This window comes from Cardinium endosymbiont of Nabis limbatus (assembly GCF_965196625.1).
Lineage (GTDB): Bacteria > Bacteroidota > Bacteroidia > Cytophagales > Amoebophilaceae > Cardinium.
The window spans coordinates 950,520-972,216 of sequence record NZ_OZ239769.1 but is presented as its reverse complement, the minus strand read 5'-3'; the positions used below and the strand labels follow the sequence as shown (position 1 = coordinate 972,216).

The 21,697-nt window shown below is 37.2% G+C and carries 18 protein-coding genes and 1 tRNA gene; 9 read left to right on the top strand and 10 right to left on the bottom strand.

The features are described from left to right. Positions 1-260: 260 nt before the first annotated feature. Positions 261-1,613, bottom strand: a complete 1,353-nt coding sequence (locus tag ACOALF_RS04390; RefSeq protein ID WP_419241283.1) for an ATP-dependent Clp protease proteolytic subunit — start codon at positions 1,611-1,613, stop codon at positions 261-263. A gap of 41 nt (positions 1,614-1,654) precedes the next feature. Then, a tRNA-Gln gene (locus ACOALF_RS04385) sits at positions 1,655-1,726 on the bottom strand. Between the two features lie 274 nt (positions 1,727-2,000). Here ACOALF_RS04385 and ACOALF_RS04380 point away from each other — a divergent pair. From ACOALF_RS04380 to ACOALF_RS04370, 3 genes are all read left to right on the top strand, one after another. Next, positions 2,001-4,076 carry a hypothetical protein gene (locus tag ACOALF_RS04380; RefSeq protein ID WP_419241282.1) on the top strand — a complete coding sequence of 692 codons (2,076 nt, stop codon included), beginning with the start codon at positions 2,001-2,003 and terminating at the stop codon, positions 4,074-4,076. A gap of 36 nt (positions 4,077-4,112) precedes the next feature. After that, positions 4,113-4,715, top strand: a complete 603-nt coding sequence (locus ACOALF_RS04375) for an AAA family ATPase (RefSeq protein WP_419241281.1) — start codon at positions 4,113-4,115, stop codon at positions 4,713-4,715. A 141-nt stretch (positions 4,716-4,856) separates the two neighbouring features. Next, positions 4,857-5,174: a PD-(D/E)XK nuclease domain-containing protein gene (locus ACOALF_RS04370; protein ID WP_419241280.1), complete on the top strand. Its 318-nt coding sequence runs from the start codon at positions 4,857-4,859 to the stop codon at positions 5,172-5,174. Positions 5,175-5,633: 459 nt separating this feature from the next. Here ACOALF_RS04370 and ACOALF_RS04365 read toward each other — a convergent pair whose 3' ends face one another. Continuing rightward, positions 5,634-6,668, bottom strand: coding sequence for an ankyrin repeat domain-containing protein (locus ACOALF_RS04365; protein ID WP_419241279.1), 1,035 nt, complete (start codon positions 6,666-6,668; stop codon positions 5,634-5,636). Between the two features lie 290 nt (positions 6,669-6,958). On the opposite strand from ACOALF_RS04365, the gene ACOALF_RS04360 reads away from it, so the two are divergent. Both ACOALF_RS04360 and ACOALF_RS04355 read left to right on the top strand, forming a co-directional pair. Next, positions 6,959-7,405 carry a group II intron maturase-specific domain-containing protein gene (locus tag ACOALF_RS04360; RefSeq protein WP_419241278.1) on the top strand — a complete coding sequence of 149 codons (447 nt, stop codon included), beginning with the start codon at positions 6,959-6,961 and terminating at the stop codon, positions 7,403-7,405. Between the two features lie 35 nt (positions 7,406-7,440). Continuing rightward, positions 7,441-7,827, top strand: coding sequence for an AAA family ATPase (locus tag ACOALF_RS04355; protein ID WP_419241920.1), 387 nt, complete (start codon positions 7,441-7,443; stop codon positions 7,825-7,827). A 263-nt stretch (positions 7,828-8,090) separates the two neighbouring features. Here ACOALF_RS04355 and serS read toward each other — a convergent pair whose 3' ends face one another. Next, positions 8,091-9,362 carry a serine--tRNA ligase gene (serS, locus tag ACOALF_RS04350; RefSeq protein WP_419241277.1) on the bottom strand — a complete coding sequence of 424 codons (1,272 nt, stop codon included), beginning with the start codon at positions 9,360-9,362 and terminating at the stop codon, positions 8,091-8,093. A 679-nt stretch (positions 9,363-10,041) separates the two neighbouring features. On the opposite strand from serS, the gene rho reads away from it, so the two are divergent. The 4 genes from rho (at position 10,042) to ACOALF_RS04330 (ending at position 14,549) form a co-directional block, all read left to right on the top strand. Beyond that, positions 10,042-11,568, top strand: a complete 1,527-nt coding sequence (gene rho / locus ACOALF_RS04345) for a transcription termination factor Rho (protein WP_419241276.1) — start codon at positions 10,042-10,044, stop codon at positions 11,566-11,568. Between the two features lie 120 nt (positions 11,569-11,688). Beyond that, complete coding sequence (locus ACOALF_RS04340; RefSeq protein WP_419241275.1) at positions 11,689-12,219, top strand: hypothetical protein; 531 nt, start codon at positions 11,689-11,691, stop codon at positions 12,217-12,219. Between the two features lie 28 nt (positions 12,220-12,247). Further along, a complete protein-coding gene (locus tag ACOALF_RS04335) occupies positions 12,248-12,955 on the top strand; it encodes a phosphatase PAP2 family protein (RefSeq protein ID WP_419241274.1) in 708 nt (235 codons plus the stop codon). Continuing rightward, the gene (locus ACOALF_RS04330) at positions 12,927-14,549 is read left to right on the top strand and encodes an ArnT family glycosyltransferase (RefSeq protein WP_419241273.1); all 1,623 of its coding nucleotides are present in this window, start codon (positions 12,927-12,929) and stop codon (positions 14,547-14,549) included. Before ACOALF_RS04335 ends, ACOALF_RS04330 begins: the two co-directional genes overlap by 29 nt. Before the next feature lie 64 nt (positions 14,550-14,613). Here ACOALF_RS04330 and ACOALF_RS04325 read toward each other — a convergent pair whose 3' ends face one another. The 6 genes from ACOALF_RS04325 to atpG form a co-directional block, all read right to left on the bottom strand. Then, positions 14,614-17,100 (bottom strand): hypothetical protein, encoded by a 2,487-nt coding sequence (locus ACOALF_RS04325; protein ID WP_419241272.1) that lies wholly within the window; start codon positions 17,098-17,100, stop codon positions 14,614-14,616. A gap of 64 nt (positions 17,101-17,164) precedes the next feature. Next, positions 17,165-17,593: a GPW/gp25 family protein gene (locus ACOALF_RS04320; protein WP_419241271.1), complete on the bottom strand. Its 429-nt coding sequence runs from the start codon at positions 17,591-17,593 to the stop codon at positions 17,165-17,167. A 6-nt stretch (positions 17,594-17,599) separates the two neighbouring features. Then, positions 17,600-17,908 (bottom strand): PAAR domain-containing protein, encoded by a 309-nt coding sequence (locus ACOALF_RS04315; protein ID WP_419241270.1) that lies wholly within the window; start codon positions 17,906-17,908, stop codon positions 17,600-17,602. Positions 17,909-17,959: 51 nt separating this feature from the next. Continuing rightward, positions 17,960-19,753 carry a type VI secretion system tip protein VgrG gene (vgrG, locus tag ACOALF_RS04310; protein WP_419241269.1) on the bottom strand — a complete coding sequence of 598 codons (1,794 nt, stop codon included), beginning with the start codon at positions 19,751-19,753 and terminating at the stop codon, positions 17,960-17,962. A 250-nt stretch (positions 19,754-20,003) separates the two neighbouring features. Continuing rightward, a complete protein-coding gene (locus ACOALF_RS04305) occupies positions 20,004-20,609 on the bottom strand; it encodes a hypothetical protein (RefSeq protein ID WP_419241268.1) in 606 nt (201 codons plus the stop codon). Positions 20,610-20,739: 130 nt separating this feature from the next. Beyond that, positions 20,740-21,624, bottom strand: a complete 885-nt coding sequence (gene atpG / locus ACOALF_RS04300) for an ATP synthase F1 subunit gamma (RefSeq protein ID WP_419241267.1) — start codon at positions 21,622-21,624, stop codon at positions 20,740-20,742. Between the last annotated feature and the right edge of the window lie 73 nt (positions 21,625-21,697).

Genomic DNA, 21,697 nt, shown 5'->3' with positions numbered 1-21,697 from the left:
TAAAAAGAACTCCAAAATATTAGATAAAATGAAATACATGTCCCATACAATAATAAGAATAAATTCAAGTATTTTAGTTGGAATTTTAAAAAAATCTAATCTATGAAATAAAGATTAGTACATTAGTCTTTGGAATGATTTGATTGCTAACTTTTTAGTTCCAGTTCAGCAGGAGGGAGGATGAGGAATTTTATGTGGTACTTTCTGCTTTGTAAAAATCAAAAAGTACCACATGAGCCTAGCATTGATCTAAAAGCAGCCTATTTTTTGCGCATCATCTGCGCCTTTCTATCAGGCCTGTAGCTATAGTCAAAATCATGGGGCGCTATAGATTGGTAATATTGCTCTTCTGCAAGTTGGTCTTTTCCTTTTGTTGCATCAAAACCATAATATTGCTTTATAAATTTTTCAAAAGTATAGTCGGCTGCATCTGGTAGCATGCTAACCGCACTATTTTGAATACCACTGATCACATAATCAACCCATTTAAGCTTTTTAGCACTGTCCCCATATTCCTTCCAGTCCCCACACATCGATTTTTGATAAAGTTTTTTATCAAATTCTTTAAGAGATATGCCCATTTTTTTGGCTACTCTACCCCCTAAACGCTTCCATATTTCCTTAAGGGACTCATAATGCTCTTTTGTTTCTCTTAGATTACCCCAAACACAGGACCAAGGCTGATGATGTAAGATCATGGCATTTGGATAAGCATAAGATTTAGTAGCCAATGTAGTGATCAGCGCTGCCATGGAAGCAGCGCATTCTTTTACGATTACATAGACAGGTGCTTTACTATGTTCTATCGCTTGTAAAATATTCCATCCTGCACTTATACAACCACCTGGAGAGCTACCAATAATAATAAATATAGGATGATCACTATTTTTATTGTTAAAATAATTAATTTGGTCTACGATATAATTTGCTTTCCAGGGAATAATATAGCCGTTTAATTCAATACATCGATCAGAAAGCACTAAGGTATTCGTTCGTTTGACCAATGGGTCTTTCAGGTAAATAGGCCTTTTGGCAATATGGTTATTTCGTACTGCTTTGGCTTTTAAGGCTTCTATTTCTGCTTGTACCCGGTGGGTAGTCTCTTGGAGCAGCTGCGTTTGTCCTTTTTCTAATTCTATTTTTTTACTTAGTTTAATTAGTTCGCTATCATACGACTCCATTTGTTGCATAAACCTAGCCTTTGCTAGCTCTAACTCCATGGTAAGTTTTTCTTTTTCCATATTGAGTAAAAGCATGGCTTTTTCATGCGATCGCCGCGCATTTTCATCTGCTACCTCTTTGCCCAAGCGCTGGAGCTCTTTCTCAACACGTAGCCGTTCAATTTGAGCAATAATAGCTGAAAGCTGTTTTTCTAAGCGTGCGCGATTCAATGCATTTTCTGATTCTAGCTCACTTTGCAGCTGCTTGTTCGCAGCGCTATTGGCATTACCCAACTCAGGCGATTTTTCTTTTATAGTAGGAGATACAACTGCCACCTTTTTATCCTTTTTCCCTTTTGCCCCTGTTGCCAACACCATATCATGTGTGATGAGTAATGTGCAAAAAGAAAGCCCTAATGTTATTAAGCCACGACTATGCTTGAAACCTACCATCTTAAATTTTTGTTTATGCAGTATGCTACTTGGATTCAAAGTTGTCCGGCTAGGGGTCGAACCTAGAGTCTTCTGGACCAAAACCAGACGTGTTGCCATTACACTACCGGACAGAAATTAACTAATTCATTACATGCCACTACAAATGTAGTAAATATAATTGAAAAAAGTAAAGCATTGCCTGCTTTTTATTGTCCGATTGTTATTTTGCCTATTTGGCAAATATAGCTTTTTTATTCAAAGTAAGTTGGATAGGACCATCCAAAGTTGTATAATTATTAGGTTTAGTTTTATAATTTTAAGGACAGTTTATGTTGATTTTCTGTCTGCTCTTTGGGGCAATTTAGTATAATTTTTAGTTTTTTTCTTTTTTATTAACAAGTTGTAATGTCGTTTAATATTCTACCTTTTGTTGTAATATTAATCTTTTTCTTGCTGAAATCTTCTTTTACAAAAGAAAGGTTGTCTAAGCTGAAGCCAAGTGATGCTATGATGGGGATGATAGGCTGTTACGTTATATGCACTACTATATTAGATTATGTAAGCGAGGGTTTTATTTACTGGTACCTGCTTCAATTTATTACGGCTATTTCGCTTATAGGTTATGCAATCGATTCTAAAAAAGAGGTTCCATCTTGGAAAATTGGTCGACGTTGGTTGATCAGTGTAGTTTTTTGTCTTCCTATTAATGTGCTTTGGAGCTGGTCAGGACTGGTTCAGCTTCCATCTGTTTTTACGTTGGCTTTATCTGTAGCCCATTTGACCGTAACCTTACTTGTATTGCCATTGCGTATAAGCGTAAGGCTCGTATCCGTTATGTTATTGGTAATTATTTATTCCATATACTGTAGCGGTATAGATCTATTGTTATCGGAATCAGCTGGATTTTTAACATCTTTGCTGGCGTTGAGTGTAATGATTTTTTTTATTATTGTTTACAATAAGCGCAAGCTGGCTGGCTATAAATATCATGGCTGCTATTTAAAAAGCAAAATAAAAGAAAAACAAACGAAAGAAGAAGAAAGGCAAGCAGGTTTTGATTTATATTCGGATCTAGAGACGGTTCGTAACCATCCAAAGGAAGCGCCTATTTTTATAGACCAAGTAATGAAAGAGGCTACACAATTTATTTCCTATTTAGATAATAGGCCGCTTTATAAGGAAGATTTAGATCTTATTACCAAGAATTTTGTGGTTTGGGACATTTTTTTAAAGCAACGGGCCAGATCTAGAAATCATATCATTTTGATACCCATTGAGGTTAGCCTTGATGAATTGATCCGGAAGTTAGAGGTTGCATTAGAATTGGAAAGCAAGGAGCGTTCTATTCCCAAGCTGTTAATAGAGCCCAGAGATGATAAACTTCCTGAAAAAATTATATGCGATGTCAACCAAATGGTTGCTTTATTGATGCCTGTTATTTTAAATATTGCCAGCTTAGATGCTTCAAAAGATGCCTCTGTAGTGATGCAGTTATATACCACCCATTTAAAATATGCGCCAAGGGAGACTTCTAAAGATAAGTCTGCTGAAGAGGTGCGTTTTCCTGCTATAGCTTTGGTCATTAGCAATGCGGCTATTGCTCAAGAGGCTCTACCTAAAATTAGAAATCACTATCAAGATGTTACGGTAGGTAGTGCATGTAGTTGGAATAGTGCGGTGCAGAAAGAATCAGAGTGGACCAGTATAGAAAAGCGGAATATAGAACGGATCGTTCGTATCCACTATGGTTACTTGCAATTTCCGGTTTCTCATAAAAGGCCTATGCTTATAGTGGTGCCTTGTAATGTAGCGGCGGTCCGTGATGAAATGATTACCAAAATAGAGCCTTCAGATCCCTCTATTAGTTGTAGGGAATTTAAGCAGTCTATGGTAACCTTAACGAAGGCCTATAACAATCTTTGTACGGTGGCTGATATGCGTACAATTGTATTAGATGAGCTTTTCCTACTGGTAAGGCGTTGTTATGGTTTTAGACGGCATGCGTCAGGACAATTATTTTATGTGCGTGCGTTAGATGTTGCCCAGTTGGTAGCAGAATGGGTGCCTTATCAACCAAGACCAGTTTATTTCAGTGTGCTATATGGATTGGTACGTTATGCAGGTTTACCGCTTGCTTATGTTAAAGCCAATTATAGCATGGATGTCTACCATTTTGTAGAAAGCATTGTAACCCTCAATAAACGTGAGGAGATGGAGCCATGTGGACTCTATGTGGCGAATCGACTCAAACGCATCATTAACCGAGAACAACTTTTTGTGCTCTGCATTAAATTTGCTGAACGACTTTATGATTTGCGCCATGCCAAGGATTATATACACTTAGAGGAGGTAAAATATATGGCGCAAGAAACCCTTACAATAGATATTGAACTTGGAAAGAAATATTTGAATGCTAAAATCGTAGAAGAATTGGTACAAGCAGCCAACCAGGCGCTCCAGGTTTGTGAAGGAACTTGTTAGCAAATCCTCTACCAACATCATGGTCAAAAGGTCTATATGCTAATAGATGAATATGATACGCCACTCAATAAAGCTTATGGTAATAAGACATACTTGAATCGTATGGTCAAGTTTATGCGTAATCTATTTAGTAATGCGCTAAAAGGTAATACTGCGCTGGAAAGAGGCCTATTAACCGGCATATTGCGTGTTTCTAAGGATAGTATGCTATCTGGGTTGAATAACCTAGAAACTTATACCTTGCTGGACGAAGAGTATAGTAGTCGCTTTGGCTTTAGTGAAGATGAAGTTTCATCTCTATTTAAAGGACAAAGCCTTAGTACTTCCATGGAAGAAGTAAGAAACTGGTATAATGGCTATAAAGTAGACAACTTGGTGATGTATAATCCATGGTCTATTATTTCTTGTATCAATAAGTCGGGTCGTTTTGATGTCTATTGGGTGAATACGGGTAATAATAACTTAATTGAACAAAAGATACTTACTGCTCATACGGATATCAAAGAGCAATTTGAACAGTTAATGCGAGGGGAATCCTTAGATATATCCATTAATAAACATCTTTCTTTTGATATCCTAGATAAAGATGACACATCTTTTTGGAGCCTTTTATTATTTGCTGGCTATTTGACCTTTTAGAAAAGTAATTTAAGTGCCTATACGAATGTATATGATTGTAGAGTCAGAGTACCCAACTATGAAATATGGAGACTCTATAGTACATTTTTTCAAGAATGGTTCGTCAATCAGTTTGAGCGAAAGCGACAATATGATTCTTTTTTGAAACATTTAGTAGTTGGTGAGGTTTCTGCTTTTGTAGAACAGCTTAGTTACTTTTTACGTCGTAGTGTTAGCTATTTTTATACAAAAAAAAGTAGCACATCAGAAGGCTTTTACGATGGTCTTGTGTTAGGGATGTTAGCCAGTTTGGGTATCACCCATTATATACGCTCCAATCGAGAAGGTGGTTTGGGTCGTTACGATCTCTTATTAATACCTAAAAAAGAAGGTCCCAAGGCGCTGCTATTAGAATTTAAACAGGTTTGGAAAGAAGAAGAACTGGAAAATTCAGTTAAACTGGCCTTATCGCAAATATAAAATCAAGCCTATCATACTGAAATATTACAATATCCTCATGTCCAGGAGGTAATAGAAGTTGGTAATGCCTTTTCTGGAAAATCGGTGTTAGCTGCTTATGCCACGTATAATCTAGTTGATAAAAAATCTGGTTCATTGAGTTTAACCAGTAGATATGGCCAGGAAGAGGGGTAGATTTCCTATATCCAAGGCGAACCCTCTTAGAAAACGACGCTTAGACGAGACAACCGAGCGCATTGTATTGCGGGAATAGGGGAGCCTTAATTCAGGTGGGAAATGAACTTGTTCCAAAACAGTACATTGCTAGCCACTCTATATCAAAGCCACACTATATGAGACAAAAATGGGCCATTACAATTCACAATTGGAATAGTGCTATGGCCCATTTTTTAATTAAATATGAAAATAGAATCTAAGAAACCAAAAAATAATTTACAGACTTAAAACAAAGGACCTTGTTTATCCCTTATTACCTTTATGGCTCAGTAACATGTTGTATATAGCCTTAGTTTTTTCACTCTTGCAATAATCATATCGTGATTTTGCAAAATCCAAATCCTCTTTGCGAACCAGAATATCTGGATAACTCAAGAATAATTTGACTGCCTCCAAATTACAATAGTCTATTGCTATTTTAAGCAAGGTATGATTAGAATCATTTACGGAGTTGATCTTAAAATTATTGCTTGGGTGCTCCAGCAACATTTTTAATACATCTATATTTGTGTTTTTTTTCGTTAGTTCTAATAAGATAGGAACCAGTCCGCTCTTACCTGCTTTATTAACATCAATGTTTTTATGATTTAGTAACATTTTGATTGCATTTACCCCATTTTCTACATGTAATTCTTTCCCACTACTTATATGCCTTATTGCTAAAACAAGTGGGGTATTACCATTACCATCTTTTATGTTAACGTCAATATTTGGATGATTCAACAATATTTTGAATGAATTTATATAAATTACGTCTCTACTATCATCCTCGTCTGGATCAGCTATATCCATTGCTAATGTGAGAGCGGAATTACCAAAGTAATTTTCATTATTAACGTCAATATCTGGATTATTCAACAATATTTCTAATAACGCTTGAATGAGTTGTAAATCACCATTATTTCTCTCTGATTCAGGAATCAAATGATACGTACTAATATCTTTTTTATGATAACTAAGCAAAGCATTAATAAATTTTTTCTTAAAAAAGTCTGTCTGTGGCAATTTAACGTATTTAAGATTCTCTTTAATTTCTTTAAAGTGTTTTATAATATCATCTAGATTTAGTTCATTCTGCTTCTTACCAAGCCATTTACTGGCTAATTTGTGTGCAACCAGACCACTTATTGTCAATTTTTGATTATTAATATTTTTTAGATTTACATTACTCAATCCTTCCCCCTGACTACCTTCTTCTTGATTCTTCATCATACTATTAGGCTCTCTTACCCCACTACAGGATGCAATAAGAGGCACCAAAACTAAATACTTTTTCATGCTTGTTTTTTTTTAAATTATAATTATAGATATGTCTCTTTTTTATTAAGAGAGTTTTCACAATTTTAAGAAATTATTTAGTAAAAAGCAATAAAACTAGTCCGCCTGTATATACCTAACCTACCTTTGAATACCATGAAATAACCATATCCTACTAAAGTATTTTATTTCTTTTTAAGAAAAACAGGATCGCAATAGATATGGAACAAAGCATTTGCGCAAAATCTTTCTTCTTTTTTTAGAGGCTGGCCAAGTACAAATTACGTCTTCATCCTGAAAAGACACAAATAGTGTATTGCAAGGACGATTCCAGGAAAGAGGCATTTCCAAACGAAAGCTTTGACTTCTTAGGCTACACTTTTAGACCTAGACAAGCAAAGAATAAGTTGGGACAATATTTTGTCTCTTTTTTACCCGCAATTAGTAGGAAAGCTAGCATCAAGGTTCAGAGAGTCATAAAATCATGGAGAATACATCACATCACGTGGACCACGTTGGAGTCAATATCAAAGAAAATAAATCCCAAAGTCAGAGGCTGGTATCAGTACTACGGCAGGTTTTATAAATCGGCGATGTACAGACCTCTCGTTAATATAGAGAGATATCTCGTAAGGTGGGTCCAGGCCAAGTATAAGAAACTACGAGGTCACGAAAATCTAGCAAAGCAATTTCTAGGAAAAGTGAGAGCTGGTTCTCCATCTATATTCTATCATTGGACGCTTGGGTTGAGATTATGAGAGAGATCAAAGGCTAAATAATGGGAGCTGCATAAATCGAGAGATTTCGGTGCAGTTCTGCGAGGGGCTGGTGGGGAAGTTCCACCGGTCTACTCTCCTGGTTAAACTTTTCGGAAGTATCCAAAGGCAATCCAGGGACATTAGAAAAGAGTCTCAATAGAAAATTATATGATATTGCCGAGCTTTATAAGGTAGAGGATAAGATAAATATTTCAGTAGAAGAAGCATGCGAAGATTACTTAAGTAGAGTAATTAATTTGTTCAGTAAACTGGATCATTATGAACCTACCCCTATTATCTTAATCGATGAATATGATAGCCCACTTATTTCTTGCGAAAAGGAGCACTATGAAGAAGTACTTTCTGTGCTTAGCTCATTTTTCAAAGTATTAAAAGGCCGTCAGGTAGCACCTCTATTTTAGAATCTTTAAGAAAAGAAACATGGATTTCTTTTCTTAACATCGCAACTCAGTTTACTACTATCTAGCGATGCATCATAATGATCATTAAAATGCAGAAAATATTGTAAATGTGTTTATAAAGCGATAGCATATATGGATTGGATCGACATGTTGGATGTGTTTTTTGGGGCAAGCAGTAAAACCACTTACTGGAGGGAGCTTCCAGTAGATGCGATGAGGTGCATCGATACAAACGATTTGGTAAACTGCTTAATAAGGATTTTTTAATCAATGATATCAAATCCTGTATAAGGTTGTAAAACCTTTGGAATTTGGATGCCCTCTGGGGTTTGATTCCATTCTAATAGGGCCGCTAGTATACGTGGAAGAGCTAATCCACTGCCATTTAAGGTATGTAAAAGACAACTTTTTTTATTTTTGTCTTTATACCTTAATGATAATCTATTGGATTGGAAGCTTTCGAAATTACTAATTGAACTTACCTCTAGCCACCTATCTTGGCCTATAGCATGTACTTCTATATCGTAGGTCATAGCAGCGCAAAACCCTAAATCTCCACTACAAAGTTTTAGAATACGATAAGGTAACCCTAGCTGTTCTACTAATCCTTGTACATAGGCTAACATCTCTTCTAGGTTGGCGTAAGAATGGTCAGGATGACAAATCTGAACCAACTCTACCTTGTCAAATTGATGTAGCCTATTGAGTCCACGTACATCAGCTCCCCAAGAGCCTGCTTCCCGCCTAAAGCAAGGCGTATACCCTACATGTTTGATGGGGAGTGCAGCCGTTGCTACCATGGTATCACGATAGATGTTTGTAATAGATACTTCTGCAGTAGGTATCAGATACAATTGTTCCGATGGAATCAAATACATCTGCCCCTCTTTATCAGGCAGTTGACCTGTTGCATAGGCAGAGGCCTCGTTTACCAAAATAGGAGGTTGAACTTCTATATAGCCCGCTTTTGATGCTTGGTCCAAAAAAAAGTTGATTAAAGCACGTTGTAGCTTAGCACCTTTTCCCTTATATACTGGAAAGCCAGCACCTGTAATTTTATTGCCCAGTTCAAAGTCTACTAGGTCATATTTTTTAACCAAATCCCAGTGGGCCCAATTTTGCTTTCTGCCACTTGATGGCGTTTGATAGATAATAAGATTGTCGTCAGCATGCTTGCCATTCGGTACGCTTGCATGAGGCAGGTTGGGCAGTGCATAGAGCTGCTCTAATAGAGATGATTTATATTCCTGAAACCTTTTCGTTAATGCTTTGACCTGTTCTTTTAAGCGATGCACTTCGCTTTTTTGGGCCTCCCATAAAGCCGTTTCTCCTTGTAGGCACAATGCATCTCCTATTTCTTTATTCAGCTTATTAAGCGTAGCAGCTAGGTTGTCTAGCTCGGATTGTGTGGCCCGCTTTGCGATATCTAGCTTGCATATGGCTTCAACGAGCGTTTCTGCATTAGACAACCCTCTTTTATATAGGCCATCTATTACTGCCTGTTTATCTGTTCTTATACGATGTAAGTCGATCATTCTATTTGTTTCTTAAGACTTCTTTTGAAGTGCTACTTCTGTTGGTAATTTGCTTGTCGACCCGGTGCCTCAGCAGAAGTAGCGTTTCAAAAGAAGTCTAATATAGCATAAGATTGGCTTAAAACTACATAACTTTAAATAAAACGATCTGTTTTTGCTTAAAATGGTTGCTTTTTTTGACTTTTTCAAATTATAGTTGTATAATTGTTCATGTTAGTTGGCCATGGGGCTGCATTCGGAGTCCTACATTGATATTCATTCCTTATTAATTAGCTGTATATTCTGTATCTAAAAAAAATGCCCTTATTTTTGACTATATCTTACTAGATTTAAAAACGAAATCAGAATAAATAAGAAGGTAATATGCTATTTAATGCAGATATTGCTGCTGCTTGGTAGCTAAAATATACTAAAAATAGTTAATATAAAGGGTGCTATAACCATAAGTTATTGGTGCTTAACAATAGCTTTATGGTGGAGTATTGAAGCGTTGTATTGGATAATTTATTTTATAGATTGATTATCAATTGAAAAATAGTATTCTTTGAATGCATATTGACATACTTAAGCTTACATGCCTATGTAATAGTAGGTTGCTGCTACTTATTTTTAAGAATAATCATTAGGATGGTTCATATTATTTTTAATGGGCTTTATTTAATTTACACCTAACTCAATCATGTATAATATCGGAGAGCTCAATCAAAAACTTATTTCTGAGCTACGCGAAATAGCAGAAAGATTTAAAGTTAAAAGCTATAAAACACTTTCAAAAGAGGAACTTATTTATAAAATACTGGATCAGCAAGCGGTACTTCCTGTAGGGGAGATGGCTCAAAAAAAGCATAATGAGCCGCTTGTTACACCATTGCCTGCAAAAGAAGGCATCCCACCTGTATTGCCCAAGAGGGGTTATGTGAAGGCTAGAGCAGTAGAAGCACAAGCGGAATCTAATCTACAAGGTAAGCGCAGTGAGGCTGCAGAGTCAGAAAAATCAGTTGTAACTGAACGTGTTGTCTCCACTAAAGAACCAAAGGAGGCCCCCCCCTCGTTTGAAAAGAGTAAAAAAGAAGCAAGTATATTGCATAGCTTGGATACTACTATTGAATGCGAAGGTGTATTAGAGATTATGCAAGATGGCTATGGTTTTTTACGTTCATCTGATTATCACTATTTAGCCAGTCCAGACGATGTGTATGTATCTCCCTCTCAAATCAAATTGTTTAACCTAAAAACGGGCGATACCATTCGTGGTAAAATACGTCCACCCAAAGAAGGAGAAAAATACTTTGCCCTTTTAAAGGTCATTTGTATGAATGGTGTAACCACAGAGGAGGGGCGCAATCGCATTCCTTTTGAACACCTTACGCCGCTTTTTCCACATGATAAGTTGCATATTTCCAATGGAGCCAGTCAATATTCAACCCGCATTATGGATTTGTTTTCTCCTATTGGTAAGGGGCAGCGTGGTATGATTGTAGCGCAACCTAAAACTGGTAAAACGGTGCTGTTAAAAGAGATCGCTAATGCGATTGCATCCAATCACCCAGAGGTTTATTTGATTGTGCTACTCATTGGGGAGCGCCCAGAAGAGGTGACGGATATGGCTAGAAATGTAAAAGCAGAGGTAATTGCTTCAACCTTTGATGAACAGGCTGAGCGGCATGTAAAAGTTTCTAATATTGTTTTAGAAAAAGCAAAGAGAATGGTAGAATGTGGTCGGGATGTTGTGATTCTATTGGACTCTATTACCCGACTCGCTCGGGCACACAATACGGTTAGCCCTTCTTCTGGAAAGATACTTTCTGGCGGTATTGATGCCAATGCCCTGCATAAACCACAACGGTTTTTTGGTGCTGCCCGTAATGTAGAAAATGGGGGGTCATTGACCATTTTGGCTACGGCCCTTATTGATACAGGCTCTAAGATGGATGAGGTGATTTTTGAAGAATTTAAAGGTACCGGTAATATGGAATTGCAATTGGATCGCAAGTTGGCCAATAAACGTATTTATCCAGCTATTGATGTACCTGCTTCTGGAACCAGACATGAAGAGCTGTTGATTGGAAAAGAGGAGCTGGCGCGCATCTGGATATTGCGTAACATCATGGCAGATATGAGCTCTACAGAAGCAATGGATTTTCTACTGAAGAAAATGCGGGGTACACGTAATAATGAAGAGTTTTTGGTTTCTATGAGCAATTAGATAAAAGCAGCATAATAAAGTAAAGGTATGTCATATTAATTGACAGACGAATGAAAGATGCTTAACAGTACGTTTTTAAAAAAAATAGGGGTTATGCTCCTATCAGTGGCTCTGTTTTCAATGAATGCGCTTGGGGGTGAAATAGGTTTATTTATTCCAGGAATATCCTATCATATACGAGCTAATGCTTCTAACCCAGCCTATCGAAAAGCTCCACGTGGCTTAGATAAAAATGGCGCTTTTGTAGTTAATCCAGGCATCGGGATAGTCTATGATAACCGCAACAAAGAAGATGGTAGTTCTTTTGCCTGGTCTGCAATGGCTATAACTTTTAAAGATTGTAATGATAGGGCAGCCTTCGCAGTAGGGTTAGGTGGAAACTATAGATATTATGTAAATAAATATTTTTCATTGCATGGGGATTTATACATTAGTGCATATAGCGCTCAAGATTGGGAAACTGCAGAATATCATACTTCATTGATGCCATTTCCTTCCATAGGAATAAATTATCATTTAAGTAACATGGGTAATTTAAAAGGGATTACCGTTGGAATGAAAACTACTTTCTCACCTAAAAATGGGAAACACAGTTCTACAGGAGGCTTTAATCTGTTATTTAGCTATCTCTATATTGGTTATTCGTTCTGAATTATCATCTACAGTTTCAAAAAATTGCATGAAAAAGATTACAGCTGTTAGAATGATTTGGTATGAAAACAAGTTGTTTTTTTACCTGCTTACTGCTCTGTTGCTTATCGGTATCTTCCCTTTTTTCCTATTGGATAAAGTTGCTTTTTTGGTGCTACTCAAGCAGTGGCACCATCCTGTAGCAGATTGTGTAGCACCTTATTTAACTTGGTTAGGTGATGGGGTTACCTATCTATCCCTTTTATTGATAGCTGCCGTGTTTCGTGTAAGTTGTAGAAAGCTGATCATTATGGGGGGAAGTTTTGTTTCTATGTCTATTGTAGTGCAATTGTTGAAACGTGTTTTTTTTACCTGTATGTTAAGGCCTATAGCCTTGCTTCCTGTAGATGCATCCTTGCACCTAGTAGATGGTGTGCCCTTATTACGGGATTTAAGCTTCCCTTCAGGCCACTCTGCTACCATCTTTGTGTTGATATCGGTTATACAGCTGTTGTCTAGAAGCAAGCAAAAAATCTGCAGTGTCATCTTATTGGGGCTAGCCCTGTTGGTTGCTTATTCAAGAATTTATCTTTGTCAACATTTTTATACAGATGTCTATATAGGTGCTTTGATTGGTACCATCTCTACCATAGTAGTTTATACGGTTTCCATTTATTGTAATGCGGCAGATTGGTTGGACCGTTCTATCTATTTTTTGTTATACAGGTATGGAAAGGGGTTGCCGATTAAAAAATAGTAGGGTTGTTTATTGTTTAATTGGTTTTGGATGCATTTTTGCATGGGGCATAGGATCGGTGCATCTATTTGATTTAGATGAACTCTATTTTGCTGAGATCACTAGAGAAATGATGCGTACGGGCCACTATGGTCAAGTAAACTTTAATTTTGAGCCACTTTATGAAAAACCGCCGCTTTTCTTTTGGCTACAAGCGGCTAGTATGCATCTTTGGGGCATTAATGAGATCGGTGCCCGTTTTCCTAACTTGCTGTGTGGATTATTGACCCTGGCAACGCTATACTGCATAGGCAAGCAATACAAGGGGAGATGGTTCGGTTTGTTATGGATGTGCTTATATGCAACTGCTTTTTTACCTCATTTTTATTTTAAATCAGGCATTATAGATCCTTTTTTTAATTATTTCTTGCTGCTGGCTATCTATTGTTTATCAAATGCAACCATGCCATCTAAAGAATGGTTGTATGGTCTTGCAGGGCTATGTATAGGTTGCGCGCTATTGGCCAAAGGGCCTATGGCCTTTATCATACCCCTGGCTACCTTATCTTTATCTTACACTTGGTTTAGCGGAAAGGTCGTGCAGTTGAAGCTGCTTATTTTAACTGTTTTTGTCGCAATAGTCGTTCTATCTTGTTGGCTTATTCCAGAAATTGCCGCTAATGGATGGATCTTTATTAAAGCGTTTTGGGCCTACCATCTATTGCTGTGTCAACAACCTGTTGCTACCCATGCACAACCTTGGTACTATCACTATGTAGTCCTTTTTTTGGGGTGCTTTCCAAGTGCTCTCTTTGCTATCTGCTTTTTGAAAGAAAAAATATTTTGTAGGGATGATTATTTTTTAGCTAATATGCAAGCTTTACTGGTGACCATCTTAGTTATTTTTACACTAGTGGGTACAAAGATTGTGCATTATAGTTCGATGGCTTATTTCCCCATAACCTTTTTGGCAGCTAATTTTTTTCATCAACGGATCTACAATAGAAAATATATCTATCTAGGAATTGTATCTCTATTTTTAGTCATTGGCCTAGTTATAGGTGGGGCTTTAACCATTATGCCTTGGGTAATGCTACATAAATCACTATGGCTTTCTTTTATTAAAAATCAATATATACAGGATGCATTGGGGCTACCTGTTGTATGGAGTTACTGGGATGGTCTACCAGGCTTGCTCTATATGATAGGTATAGGCGCAGCGTATTATTGCCTTTTGCAGTTTCGTTGGGTGCCTTTTATCAGCATCTTTATGTGCATCAATATTTGCACATTGGCATTATTTTTCGTTCGTATAGCACCTAAGGTTGAGGCTTATACGCAAAAAGAAATGGTGGCTTTTTGTAAAGCATGCAAAGGAAAGGAGTTATACCTTACGACCATTGGTTTTAAATCAGCTGCACCTCTTTTTTATGCTGATCAGCCTAAAAGATTAACACAACCAGATATAGCCTGGCGCTTAGAAGGGGCCATTGATAAACCTTGTTTTTTTATTCTTTACAAAAGTGATCGAGCGCTTTTAGAAAGTTATAAAGATATCATTTATATAAAAGATGCCGGATGTTTTGTATTTTATAAACGGTTGCCTATACGCTAAGCTTACTTTTTTTATTGAGCACATGAGCTGTATCCATACCATAGGGTATGGATGTGGATATCGGTTATCCACATAAATCTATTTTTTTATTATTATAAGGTTCTATAAAATCCATTAATACTTTGGCTGCTGCGTCTATTTCTGCTTTATTAGATTTAGCATCAGTTTTTAACTGTATCCATGATTTATAGGCCTTCTCGAAGGTTTCCATATCTTCAAAATCTAACCATAAAATATTGGTAAGTATGTGGGCTGGGCCTTCGGTTACAACCATTTCCTCTACAGCATGCCTAAATGAAGATTGTTGAAATCTGGCTGGCCATGCAGGAAAAATCATTGTCATTATAAAGGAATAGGCGTCTTGCTCCATGTTTAATGTATCGTCACTTCTAAGCAGAATATGTTCTATTAAGTGAAATCCTTCACATGCTTTGTTTAATGACCTAAACACTTCTACACTTTTTTGTACGATAGCCTCTGCTTGCTCAATGTCTATAACCGATTCAGTAACTAGTTCAATCGTATTCTTTTTTGCTTTATCCACATAAAGGAGAATGCTATAGCTACCATTGGCTTTTTTGATAATGTTGTAATGGTGTTCATTGATGCCATAGGACATAACCAAAGATTGCATGTTTTCATATTTTCCTCTAAACATAAAAATATCATCATGTTCTGTTTGGGAATTTTTGCCTAGAAAGATATCCAAATTATATTGTGTGGACTTTTTTTCTAAGTACATACTATTTTTAACCACCTGGTGGAAAAGCTTTTTGTCTAAACTTTTAATGCCTAGGTTCCGGTAAATGCGTCGCTTAAAACCAGATGGAATATGATGGATCCAGTTGTTTATATGATTGGCTGTTATATAGGCCGCTCGGTTTCTATTTTTACTGATATCAATATAATCCTTTAAAAAAAGTGCTTTATTTTTATTAAACTCATCCAATTGCATTTCTTCATTTTTAGGATAAAGATGCAGCGAGTAGATGGTAAATCGTTCTGAAAAATAAGCTAATAAATGGTCTAATAGTCTTGACCGTTTATCTAGGCTTCTAATATCACTTTCTAATGCTTTATGGATATAAGCGCGGTACGCTTGCGAGGTTTCATCGCCTTGGTCTTTATCTTCACAGGACTTATCCATTATTTCTTTTTTCAAATCTAAGTACTTTCTTTGTACTACAAACTCAAGGTCGTTACCTGGATCAGTCTCTTTAGTAGGTTGCTTAATAATGGTATCCATTCTAGGTACATCTAAAGGCAAGCGGCCATTAGGCTTGTTATAGTCTTCGCTGTAGATGGCCATGGTGTGTTTGATATTAGACAATTGACCCATATAATTAGCAAAAAGCTGGTCAAAAAACATTAAGTAGCTTTTTAATTGTTTTGCTTTAGCTTGGTTTTCAGGTGTTTCAGATGGAGTGCACCCTTCATGCCCTACATTATAGAGTAAAGGAAAGTCTTGTTGTATGGAAACATGATCTTCTAAATGTCTATAGTTTCCTTCTAAAACAAAAACATTTTCCTCTTGTAAGTAGGCTTTTGTTAATGTGCCCCTTCCTTTTATATCTTCAAGCATATCAATAACTTTTCCCCAATCTGTATTGATGGGCAAACCATTGTAATAGAGCACAATTTCACTTTGTGCAATATCAAGCACTAAAGATCGATCTGGTAATATGGGTACAGTTACGCTAGCTGTTCTTGTATTTTCTTCATGAATAAAGAGTTCAAAGTTTAATACATTTTTGATATTTGCAATTTTAGTGGCCTGTTCTAGGAGTTCAATTACGTAGATTCTGGCTCTATTCTTCAGATAAATTAACTCTTCTTCATCTATAAAGCCCTGTTTTAAAAGTGGTCCTGTAAAGATTTGATCTATGGTTCTACCTTTTTCTAGTAATTGACTGATGCTATAAAAAGGAATACGTGGTGTAAAAAAATCTTGAAACGCAAACAATATATGCGCAATAATGGTCTCTCCTTCTTCATAAGCCAAACAATTGGACAACTCAAAGGTTGCTTTCACACTAATAGGTAGTGTTTCCATGGTTTGAATCAGAAAGAAATCTTCACATAGATTTCTTTGGGCATATAATCTTTTCTTAACTAAATCTAATACCTCTTTTTCTTGGGGCGTATGGCTGATGCGTCCTTCTACATCGACAAAAATCTTATAACCCCCTTTAATTTCTTTTGGGCCATCACTTAAAAAAATATTGGCATTTTTTACTCCTGGAACATCCAATACAATCTTTAAAAAGTCCCACTTGGTTAGTGGATTGCAAGGAAGGATCTCTTCAGCTTTATAGAAGGGTTGTTCATTGGGATTGGCTGCTGCATCAGGATCCTTAGCCCATATATCTTCTATATAGAAGTTGGTTCTATATTCTAGATCCATGATCGCAAAAGAAAGCACTTCTAAAATGGTAATGCCAGGGTCATGGTCTCCATAGTCGGTCCATTTCTTGCCTGCTAACTGCTGAATGTAGGCTATCCCTTGCGCCTTTAAAAAAGGATAATCCAGTTCTAGTGGGGTATTTTCCATAGTCTTTATCTATAAATAATGCTGATTTTAAAGTTATAGTTCATAAAGCATGAATGGAGAACGACTATTTATTAAAAATAGGATGGTAGCTATATTGGATCGTTTCTTCTATATCTAGTTTTTTAACCTTATAACTTACATTAATATCAATAGCCCCTTCTCCATCATTTGGTGTAGTCAATTGCACATCAAGTACCTCCACTCTGGGTTCATGTTCTGTAATGGTTTGCTTGATGTTATTGACCATAAAGGTTTCTAAATTAAGATCCAATTGTTGGAAGGCAAGTGGCGTTAAATCACAACCATATTTCTCTTCTACAATGCGCTCACCTACTCTAGTACGCATTAAGATGATTAAGCTTTCTCTGATATCGTTTAATCCATTTACCATTTCTACTGTACTGCTATGGTGGTTAAAAGTAGGTGGAAATTTCCATCCTATACCCAAGAAATTGTGGTCATCTTCCATATCTTCGCTTTTTATTCGTTGCATCGGGTTTTACCCACCAATCATTACCGTAGGGCACCCTTGTAATATCATTCCACCCATGCCTGTTGTATCTCCTAAGCGTGCCGCTGGTTTTTTACCTATTAACACAGTTAAAGATCCCTTTATAATGGTATCCGGATGGGGTGGAGGCCCATTACAAAGCATTGTATCTCCCATTCTTGCTGCAGGGAACTTCCCTATTAAAACAGTGGGGCAACCCAACATAATCATCCCTCCAGTCACATGCGGCACAGGTGGAACACCTGGCGTGACCATAGGACACATATGTTTATTTAACAATACAGCTGCAGGTGGCATAGTGTTATATTATATAGTGATGTAGGCATAAAAATCTACAAAATAATGCTATTAATTAATCAGTACGGTAGTCCCTTTGATAATGGTAGCCATACCAGATTTTACTTCTGTACTGGCATTGCCACTTAAAATGGCCTTCATAGAGGCTTGTGCATTGATGTTCATACTTTTCAAGTTTATGTTTTGTGTACCATTTATTACAACGTCTTTGCCTGATTTTATAGTGATACTAGCCCTTGCACTTAAATTGATATCTTTGCTACTGGTTAGATTAATGCCGTCATTACTTAAAACTACTTTATTGCCATTTTGATCTACCAGCTCAATGCTTTTTTTCTTATCTGATATTTGAATAAGCCCTCCTTTAGGTGTTTTAATAATGATTTCAGGCCCTTCTTTATCGTCATGAAAATTCAATTCTAATTTTTCCTTAGAGACAAAAGATTTAAAAAGATTTTTAGGATCAACGGTTTTAGGTGCTGCATGTTTACTGCTATGCAGCGAGCCTAGAATAATAGGAAATCGAATGTCATCATTGATAAAACCTACGACCACTTCATCCTCTAGTTCTGGAATAAAAAAAGCACCTGCAGCTTGCGTAGCATAAAATGAGGCTAAACGACACCAAATGCCTTCTTTTGGTTTGTCTTGTACCAAAGGCAAATGTACCAAAATGCGGTTATGCTTTTGAGGGTCCTGTGTAATTTGCTTGACAATGCCGAGCTGCAACCCATGCATAGGCGGCATCATGCCCGCTGCTGGAAGTGCACCAATGTCATGGTATTTGTGCATGTAGCGTTGTGCATCTAGTCCTAAGGTTAAGGTAGTCTGCCAGTTTCCATCTGATATGATATGCTGAATGCCAGATACATAAGCATCCCCTGAAAAGTGGTTTGCCCCTTTTTGAATGGTGATAAGACCATCATGGCGCAATGCAGCATTCCCTGAAACCGTAACACTACCTTTTATTTTAGCGATTCTGCTTCGGTTGAGTAAGCCAGTAGCCAACGTTTTAATTTCCAGAGGATCTAATACGCCACCGTGGGATATAGCCACATTACCTGGCTGGGCCGCACTGGTTAATTTTTTATAGGAGAGGTCTCCCATAGACTGTTCTCCTGGGTCACTTGCCTTTTCAGCTACCCTATTTTGTTTGCTACTATTCCAAGAGAGGGCAGTAGCAGTTGACCATGGATCTTTTGCATCTATTTCAGCATTAAAGTCAATAAAATCAACACCATAGATATAGGTAAAAGCATCTTTTCCAGTTGCTTTTGGTTTTTTAACGGAAATGGTTCCATCATTGACCACTACAATTTGTCCATTTGCCTCAGCGCGGATATTTAAGAAGTCCCAATCTGATATTTCATGTTGGGAAATATTTTCGTGTACAATAGTGGTTCCTTCAATTTTACTATTTAAGCCACTGTAACCACTCAAAATTTTTTTTAGAAGGTCACTATCCTTGATTTTTACAAAATGCGCCGTTTTAGGTGCAAGGGTAGTTTTATAGGCAGGATCCCTACAGGTTACGGTTAAGGTAGATGATCCTGTTGACCGAGACTGAATCGCCAATTTGGCCACTACACCTTCGAATAGCTGTTCTAATTTGTCTCCATAACCGGATCGTATGGCAACCGTAGCGCCAATGGAAAAGATTTTAGCATTGGCTATAGAAAAGGTTTGTGCTTGAAGGTCACCGTCATGCACAACTATTTTTGCATAAGGGATCTTATTGATTCTTTTATCCACTATTATAGATTGTATCGGGTAGCTTGCATCTAGGGTTTTAGACCCTACTTTTATTGCGTACTTAATAAAATCACCTGGTATAGGAGTAGCCATGGAGACAAAAGAATAAAAAAATATGATTGAGCCTGCGCTGATTTCAATAAAGGCACAGCCCATAGTATATTGGGTAAACCCATTCAAAAAATGCTAGACCTCTTACTAGAAGCAATAAATTAAATAAAGGGGAAATTTCCAAGAAGACTAGGCTGTAAACGTGATTTTAGTATGAAAAACATAATAAAACTAGCTAATCCCTGGTTTTTTATTACACTTTTTAAAAATCTGCTTTGGTAAGATATTTTCCCTATTTTAAGATCTCGCTTGCAGATAGCGATTTGTACGAAAAGTTCTGATTTTCTGGAAGTTTTCCTGATATGGCAATGGCAAGCCGTTTTCGGTTTTTCCTAGAGAGAAAGGTTTTAGCGTATTGTAAAAAGTGTTCGTAGGTGAGCGCTTTTGCTGCTTCTATCTTCTTTTCTAGCCACTTAAAGTCCCCATTGCGTTCAAAAGCAAACGCATCTAAGCAAACCGCTTTATCTTGTAAGTTAGGGCATAGATGTTCTAGGGTAAGGAGATCGTTTGCCCGGAGTTTTTCAAAACGTTCAATAGAAATATCATGGGGCATTTCTTGAAGAAAATCCTCTAGAAAAAGCTCAAAACGGTAAAGAAGATCTTGACATTGATGGGAGTTTGATTGCACAGCAAATTTTTGAAACAATCTTTGTTCTATTTCTTGATCTACACTTTGAACAATATAGCCTGTTTTTTGCTTGGTTCGGAGGGCTGTAAAAAATGCTTCTTGTAAAGCGATCGATAGAATGGCTTGTGCTGCTTGTTTTTCAAAGGAAAAAGGGCCTTGGTCAATCGTTAAGATGATGCCATTGCCTTGGGCTGTAGTTGGTTGTTCCACTACAAAAGGACCTTGATGAGCCAGGCAAAGCACTTGCTCTTTTGTATGGCAAGGCCTTAAGCCTCAACCATGTGCGTGAATAGATACATTAAAAGATCAACACAGCTGAATAGATACAGTGTGCCCACTTTTAAGCTTCTGCTAAAGCTTCTGCGCCACTTGTAATTTCTGCTAGAGAACTGGTAATTAATGCTTGTCTAGTCCTATTATAACTGATGCGTAGTGCTTTTAAAAGCTCATCGGCATTATCAGTTGCTTGACTCATGGTGGCCATTCTGGCAGCATATTCGCTTGCACTAGATTCAACCAGCATATGCATGATTTTATGTTTGAGTATCTCAGGAATAAGCTGTGCGATCAATAGCTGGCGGGAAGGCTCATAAATATAATAAAGCGGTCGAGTAGGGGGGGAGTGTGTTTCTAGATCAGGTACAAAGGGTAGAAAGGGGAAGATGGTTACTTCTTGTTTGGCTGAATTTTTAAATGCAGTATAAGCCAATAGAATTTCATTATACCTATTTTTTTGAAAAGCTTCTATACAATATTTAGTCAGTTCACTACTTGCCTCATCATTTGATTTTGATAGAAGGTCAACATAGGTCTCTATAATTGGTATATTAGACTTTTTAAAAAACTGATAGGCTTTCTTGCCAATAACAAGCACCTCTACAGTAGCGGAGGCTTCTTGTTGGCGGGTGGTAACCTCCTCATAAGCTGCTTTAAGTATGTTTTTGTTAAATGCACCACATAACCCCCGATTGGAAGCAACTACTATCAACAGCACCCGTCCGCCTGCTGTTTGCCTTGTCAAGGGATGAACTAGATCAGCTTTATCTATATTTTGTAAGGCAGCATCCAATATGGTGATGTATTGTGTGGTATATGCCCTTAGGGGTAAGAGAAGCTGTTGGATTTTATACAGTTTCGAAGCAGATACCATCTTCATCGCTTTGGTGATTTGTTGGGTAAAGGCGATCAAACTGATTCGGTCTACTACTTCTTTAAGATGTGCCATAGTAATTGGGTTGCTTTACTTTTATTAAATTGAAAAAGAGGCCTATTGTTGATCTCCACAAAGAAACCCGCCT

What these genes read in the sequence shown, in the direction of transcription:
- ACOALF_RS04390 (WP_419241283.1), bottom strand. Translation starts at nt 1,613, where the DNA reads ATGGTAGGTTTCAAGCATAGTCGTGGCTTAATAACATTAGGGCTTTCT.
- ACOALF_RS04380 (WP_419241282.1), top strand. Translation starts at nt 2,001, where the DNA reads ATGTCGTTTAATATTCTACCTTTTGTTGTAATATTAATCTTTTTCTTG.
- ACOALF_RS04375 (WP_419241281.1), top strand. Translation starts at nt 4,113, where the DNA reads ATGCTAATAGATGAATATGATACGCCACTCAATAAAGCTTATGGTAAT.
- ACOALF_RS04365 (WP_419241279.1), bottom strand. Translation starts at nt 6,668, where the DNA reads ATGAAAAAGTATTTAGTTTTGGTGCCTCTTATTGCATCCTGTAGTGGG.
- serS (WP_419241277.1), bottom strand. Translation starts at nt 9,362, where the DNA reads ATGATCGACTTACATCGTATAAGAACAGATAAACAGGCAGTAATAGAT.
- rho (WP_419241276.1), top strand. Translation starts at nt 10,042, where the DNA reads ATGTATAATATCGGAGAGCTCAATCAAAAACTTATTTCTGAGCTACGC.
- ACOALF_RS04340 (WP_419241275.1), top strand. Translation starts at nt 11,689, where the DNA reads ATGAATGCGCTTGGGGGTGAAATAGGTTTATTTATTCCAGGAATATCC.
- ACOALF_RS04335 (WP_419241274.1), top strand. Translation starts at nt 12,248, where the DNA reads ATGAAAAAGATTACAGCTGTTAGAATGATTTGGTATGAAAACAAGTTG.
- ACOALF_RS04330 (WP_419241273.1), top strand. Translation starts at nt 12,927, where the DNA reads ATGGAAAGGGGTTGCCGATTAAAAAATAGTAGGGTTGTTTATTGTTTA.
- ACOALF_RS04325 (WP_419241272.1), bottom strand. Translation starts at nt 17,100, where the DNA reads ATGGAAAATACCCCACTAGAACTGGATTATCCTTTTTTAAAGGCGCAA.
- ACOALF_RS04320 (WP_419241271.1), bottom strand. Translation starts at nt 17,593, where the DNA reads ATGCAACGAATAAAAAGCGAAGATATGGAAGATGACCACAATTTCTTG.
- ACOALF_RS04315 (WP_419241270.1), bottom strand. Translation starts at nt 17,908, where the DNA reads ATGCCACCTGCAGCTGTATTGTTAAATAAACATATGTGTCCTATGGTC.
- vgrG (WP_419241269.1), bottom strand. Translation starts at nt 19,753, where the DNA reads ATGGCTACTCCTATACCAGGTGATTTTATTAAGTACGCAATAAAAGTA.
- atpG (WP_419241267.1), bottom strand. Translation starts at nt 21,624, where the DNA reads ATGGCACATCTTAAAGAAGTAGTAGACCGAATCAGTTTGATCGCCTTT.